This is a genomic window from Flavihumibacter sp. CACIAM 22H1 (genome assembly GCF_001601815.1).
Classification (GTDB): Bacteria; Bacteroidota; Bacteroidia; order Chitinophagales; family Chitinophagaceae; genus Flavihumibacter.
Window position 1 is genome coordinate 6,893 of the sequence record NZ_LUKG01000084.1, and the last position, 5,811, is coordinate 12,703.

At 45.7% G+C, this 5,811-nt stretch carries 7 protein-coding genes; 5 read left to right on the forward strand and 2 right to left on the reverse strand.

The genetic code is table 11. The annotated features are described in order from the left end of the window. From A1D16_RS18075 to hisB, 3 genes are all read left to right on the forward strand, one after another. A partial coding sequence (locus A1D16_RS18075; protein WP_290712103.1) for a histidinol dehydrogenase occupies nucleotides 1–494 on the forward strand: 494 nt, incomplete at its 5' end. Then, nucleotides 487–1,533: a histidinol-phosphate transaminase gene (gene hisC / locus A1D16_RS18080; RefSeq protein ID WP_290712105.1), complete on the forward strand. Its 1,047-nt coding sequence runs from the start codon at nucleotides 487–489 to the stop codon at nucleotides 1,531–1,533. The genes A1D16_RS18075 and hisC, both read left to right, overlap by 8 nt. Nucleotides 1,534–1,555: 22 nt before the next feature. Then, nucleotides 1,556–2,701 carry a bifunctional histidinol-phosphatase/imidazoleglycerol-phosphate dehydratase HisB gene (gene hisB, locus A1D16_RS18085; RefSeq protein WP_290712107.1) on the forward strand — a complete coding sequence of 382 codons (1,146 nt, stop codon included), beginning with the start codon at nucleotides 1,556–1,558 and terminating at the stop codon, nucleotides 2,699–2,701. A gap of 45 nt (nucleotides 2,702–2,746) precedes the next feature. On the opposite strand, the gene A1D16_RS18090 is transcribed toward hisB, so the two are convergent. Together A1D16_RS18090 and A1D16_RS18095 are read right to left on the reverse strand one after the other, a co-directional pair. After that, a complete protein-coding gene (locus A1D16_RS18090) occupies nucleotides 2,747–3,376 on the reverse strand; it encodes an NAD(P)H-binding protein (RefSeq protein ID WP_290712109.1) in 630 nt (209 codons plus the stop codon). Between the two features lie 21 nt (nucleotides 3,377–3,397). Continuing rightward, on the reverse strand, nucleotides 3,398–3,682 hold the full coding sequence (locus A1D16_RS18095) for a GNAT family N-acetyltransferase (RefSeq protein WP_290712111.1): 285 nt from the start codon (nucleotides 3,680–3,682) through the stop codon (nucleotides 3,398–3,400). Nucleotides 3,683–3,904: 222 nt separating this feature from the next. Here A1D16_RS18095 and A1D16_RS18100 point away from each other — a divergent pair, with 222 nt between their 5' ends. Beyond that, the gene (locus A1D16_RS18100; protein WP_290712113.1) at nucleotides 3,905–5,335 is read left to right on the forward strand and encodes an anthranilate synthase component I family protein; all 1,431 of its coding nucleotides are present in this window, start codon (nucleotides 3,905–3,907) and stop codon (nucleotides 5,333–5,335) included. Nucleotides 5,336–5,366: 31 nt separating this feature from the next. Further along, the coding region (locus tag A1D16_RS18105) for an aminodeoxychorismate/anthranilate synthase component II (protein ID WP_290712115.1) at nucleotides 5,367–5,811 on the forward strand (445 nt) is incomplete at its 3' end.

Genomic DNA, 5,811 nt, shown 5'->3' on the forward strand with positions numbered 1-5,811 from the left:
TGCTATTGGTAACAACCGATCCGGATCTTCCCGAAAAAGTGGCTTCGGAACTGAAGGCCCAATTACTGGTTTTACCCAGGGCGGCACTGGCAGAAAAGGCGCTGGAAAACAGCGCCGCTATTGTGGTAAAAGAGCTGGCAGAGGCTATGGATTTATTAAATGAATACGCAGCCGAACATCTAATCATTGCTTCAGATAAGGCGGCTGCAATTGCTGAAGGGGTAATTAATGCTGGATCTGTTTTTCTGGGACATTTTTCGCCAGAAAGCGTAGGCGACTATGCCAGTGGCACAAATCATACCCTCCCAACAAATGGCTATGCAACGGCTTATAGTGGGGTAAGTGTAGACTCCTTCGTAAAAAAAATAACTTTTCAGGAATTATCTTCCGCAGGGCTCCGGTCCATTGCTGAAACCGTTGTCAGCATGGCTAGGGCAGAAGGCCTGGATGCCCATGCAAATGCAGTAACCATTAGAACCCAGAACAATGTTTAACCTTAATGAACTAGTACGTCCGAATATCCGTGATCTGGTGCCGTATTCTTCGGCCCGGGATGAGTTTAAAGGCACGGCGCGGGTATATCTGGATGCCAATGAAAATTCGCTCGGATCACCGTTGATGAAATGGTATAATCGCTACCCGGATCCGCTTCAGTGGGCCATAAAAGAAAAATTATCGCTGATAAAAGGGGTGGATCCCAGGCATATTTTTCTGGGTAACGGAAGTGATGAATGTATAGATGTGCTGATCCGTACATTTTGCGAGCCCGGAATCGACAATATCGTACTGGTACCACCTACCTACGGTATGTATGAAGTAAGCGCATCCATCAACAATGTAAAAGTGAAAAAAGTGCCCCTTACGGCAGATTTTCAGTTGGATCTTCCGGCTCTGGAAGAAGCAGTGGATGACTTTACTAAAATGATCTTTCTGTGCTCGCCCAATAATCCAACAGGCAATTCACTTGATAGGGGGGCGGTGGAAGCACTGCTGAACAACTATTTTGGGCTGGTGGTGATTGATGAAGCCTATATAAACTTTTCGCGCCAGCGGTCTTTTGTGGCGGATCTGGCGGAGTATCCCAACCTGGTGGTTTTGCAAACCCTGTCAAAAGCCTGGGGACTGGCGGCATTGCGGGTAGGAATGGCCTTTTCCTCTGCCGAAATTATTGGGCTGATGAACAAAGTAAAACCTCCCTATAACATAAACCAGGCATCGCAGGACTTGGTATTGAAAGCGCTGGACGAAGTGGAACAGGTAAACGAAATGATTCGGGTGCTTGTGCAGGAACGGCAGCGGCTGGAAAAAGAATTGCCAGGTTTACCAGTGGTACAAAAAGTATTTCCTTCTGATGCTAATTTCCTATTGGTAAAGGTTGCTGATGCCCGTAGGGTGTACGAATACCTGCTAAATAAAGGAATTGTGGTTCGAGATCGGTCTTCGGTAGTTTTGTGTGAGGATAGTTTACGTATCACCATCGGAACCGAAGCGGAAAACACAGAATTACTGGACGCATTGAAACAGTTTAATTAATTTCATTTTTCAACTAACCGGTATGGCTAAACGCGTTTTATTTATTGATCGCGATGGCACCCTGATTAACGAGGCGCCTCCGACCTATCAGCTGGATTCTTTTGATAAGCTCTGTTTTTATCCGAAAATGTTTGAATTCATGGGTAGGATTGCCCGCGAGTTGGATTTTGAGCTGGTTATGGTTACCAATCAGGATGGGTTGGGTACTCCTGCTTTTCCGGAAGATACGTTCTGGCCACTTCATAACCTGGTGATGCAAAGCCTGGAAGGAGAGGGTATTTTTTTTAAAGAAGTGCTGATTGACCGTAGTTATCCGCATGAAAACTTACCCACCCGGAAGCCGGGAACGGGTATGATGACGGCGTATATGAATAATCCGGACTATGACCTTGAAAATTCTTTTGTAATCGGCGATCGGATTACCGATGTACAGCTGGCAAAGAATATGGGTTGTAAGGCAATCTGGTTAAATATGGACCCAGAGTTAGGAGGGGCGGAGATCAAGGATAAGGCGGCGGAATTACGGACCAGTACGGTAGCACTGGAATCCTGCGACTGGGCTGAAATTTATGCGTTCCTGAAATTGGGGCTGCGGCAGGTAGAACATGAAAGAAATACGAATGAAACTAAAGTTCGGGTGCTGTTGAACCTGGATGGTTCAGGGAAGGCGGAAATTTCAACGGGCTTAGGTTTTTTTGATCATATGCTGGATCAGATTGCGCGCCATGGTAAACTGGATCTGGTGGTAGAAACCAAGGGAGATTTGCATATAGATGAGCACCATACGATTGAGGATACCGGTATTGCGTTGGGAGAGGCTTTTGCGCGGGTGCTTTCTGATAAGCGGGGACTTGAACGTTATGGCTTTGCCTTGCCGATGGATGAAGCAGAAGCGAAGGTATTAATAGATTTTGGGGGGCGAAGCTGGTTGGTTTGGGATGCGACATTCCAACGGGAGAAAATAGGGGAGATGCCAACGGAGATGTTTTATCATTTTTTCAAGTCTTTCAGTGATGCGGCGAAATGCAATCTGACTATTTATTGTCGTGGGGAGAATGAGCACCATAAAATCGAAGCTATTTTCAAGGCTTTTGCGAAAGCCATCCGTATGGCGGTAAAGCGGGATCCCTTCAGCAATTACCTTCCTTCGACGAAGGGAATGCTTTAGACGTCAGACAGGTGTTAGAACACAGTTCTAACACCTGTCTGACGTCTAAACGGCGGAAACGCCGATCCGCGCTTGAAGTGCAGCCGGGTTATCCAACTGCTGCAACATGCACAATGCCAGGTCTCCGGCATTAATTTTTCCAAGCGCGCCCACCGGTAAGGTATTTTGAGCCGTCAAAAATTTTCCGGTAACCTCCGCATTTACTATATCAGGAGAGCATACAAAGGTCCAGCTAAGCCCCGAATCCCGTAAGGCCTCCCAGGCTTTCTGGTGCTCGCGCCCAACAGGTAAATACTCCGGCGGGTAAGTTTCCTGATCAATCACAAGGCCGCCTTCCGGATGATCCAGAATGCCGGCGCCTCCAAGGGCTACGATCCGATGCACCCCCGTAGCTTTCATCTGCGCAATAATATTCCGGATTCCTAAAGAACGGGTCTTGTCCATACCATCAAAACTTCCCCCGAGCGCACTTACGACTGCATCGGTACCCCGAATTGCGGCTGCTACCTCCTCCGGATCAAAAACAGCTCCTTTGACTTTCTCCAATAAAGGATTTTCTTCCGGCAATTCATGTACGTTCCGACCAAATGCCCGAACCTGGTGCCCCATCAGCAGTGCCTGCTGTACCAGATATTTTCCAACCTGACCGGTTGCTCCAAAAATTACAAGTTTCATAAAATAATAATATAGTGCTTATCAGGCCATTAATACATCCTGGTAATCTGGCTTTTTCTTAAAAACAGCATTGGCAAAAGGACAAAGCGGTAGAATTTTCATCTGGTGTGTGCGGGCATATTCAACCGCTGTTTCCACCAGCAGATAGCCAATATTCTGCCCCTTTAATTCTTCTGCTACTTCGGTATGCTCCAGAATCATCTTGTCAAAAGCTGGTTTTGTATAAACCAGCTCAGCCAATGGGGCATCGTCCTCACCTACATAAAAAACACCTTTATTTCCTTTTTGCGTATGATGTACCAGCATAGCAGGAATTTTTCAGTAAGCTACTGAAAAAACTTTTGTTCATTCCAATTTGCTGTTGCATATTTGTGGTCGCATGAAAAAAACTATTCAAACTATTCAGTGGTGGTGGCACACAAACTCTTACGGGGTATTGTAGTGCTGTATCTATACGATAGTAAAACATAATCAAGGCCCCGATGTACAACATCGGGGTTTTTTAATTTTTGTTGGAAACCAATTATTATGGCGAACGAAAAAAAGAAGATTCAACTTAAAACAACGGTAAAAACCATGCTTGCGGATGTGTACACCCCTGTAGGGATATACCTCCGACTCCGCGACCGTTTCCGAGACACCATTCTGCTCGAAAGTACGGATCACCATGCCGCGGACAATAGCTATTCCTTTATCTGTATCAATGCTATTGGTGGCATGGAAATTAGTTCCTTAAAAAGCATAGAATATAAGTATCCGGGTCAGGCACCAGAGCGGGTATCCATTGAACAACCGGAAGAAGTGCCGGCACAACTTTGGAGCTTTATGCAACGATTTGAAGTGCCCGAAAAACCGGATAAGATCCAGGCTTTTGCACAGGGTTTATATGGCTATACAACCTATGATGCCGTTCAGTTTTTTGATACGGTCCGCTTCCGGGAACGTCCAAATTCTTCATCAGCTATTCCTTTGATGCGGTATCGGTTATACCAATATGTTATCGCCATCAATCATTTTAAAGATGAACTATACCTATGCGAAAATTTATTACCGGGTATTGAGTCTGATCTCGGCATGGTTGAATCCCTGATTCGTAGTAAAGATGTGCCGGTATATCCCTTCTTCGCAGAAGGTACTGAGTCTTCTAACATGCAGGACGATGCCTATCTTGAAATGGTTCAAAAAGGAATTGCTTCCTGTCATAGGGGAGATGTTTTTCAGATTGTACTAAGCCGTCGTTTCCAACAGGAATTTAAAGGAGATGAATTTAATGTGTACCGAGCCTTACGTAGCATTAATCCCTCCCCCTATCTTTTCTTTTTTGATTATGGTGATTACAAACTGATAGGCTCATCGCCCGAATCACAACTCATCATAAATAATGGAAAAGCCGTGGTTCATCCGATTGCCGGTACATATAAACGTAGTGGCGACGATGAATTGGACCAACAGGAAACACAGCGCCTGCTTTCCGATGAAAAAGAAAATGCCGAACACGTTATGCTGGTAGACCTGGCCCGGAACGATCTAAGCAGGATCTGTGATCAGGTTGAAGTGGCACATTATAAACAGGTGCAGTATTTTTCTCATGTTATACACCTGGTAAGCGAAGTAGTTGGAAGGGTTCCAAAAGATACCAATCCCTTTACCTTAATGGCCAAATCATTTCCCGCAGGAACGCTTAGCGGAGCCCCTAAAATACGGGCTATGCAACTGATCGACGAATATGAACCTACGGCCAGGTCCTACTATGGTGGTGCACTCGGGTTTATGGGCTTTAATGGTAGTTGCAATCATGCCATTATGATTCGTACCCTGCTGAGCAGAAATAATACACTTACCTACCAGGCGGGCGCCGGCGTGGTAGCTGCCAGTTTGCCTGCCAGTGAGTTACAGGAAGTAAACAATAAACTGGGAGCCCTCAAAAAAGCAATTCTACTGGCACAAACCATTAGTTAACCGATCATCCATTGCCCAATACCATCCAATCATGAAAATTTTAGTCTTCGATAATTACGATTCCTTTACCTATAACCTGGTTCACCTAGTTGAAAAAATAACCGGAGAAAAAGTAGATGTTGTTCGAAACGACCAGTTGCCACTTGAAAAAGGAAAAGAATACGATAAAATTATTCTTTCACCTGGTCCGGGTATACCGGAAGAAGCCGGGCTTCTGCTGCCCCTGATCAAAGAATATGCGGCCACTAAATCCATACTCGGCGTTTGCCTGGGACACCAGGCAATTGGCCAGGCTTTTGGCGGAGAACTGATCAACCTTGCGCAGGTTTACCACGGTGTTTCCACCCCTATTTTCCAGGTGGCCGACCGGATACCAGGCAAACAGGATGTTTTCCTGCAGTTACCCGCAACCATTAATGTTGGCCGCTATCATTCCTGGGTAGTAAACGATAAAAACTTACCCGATTGTTTGGAGA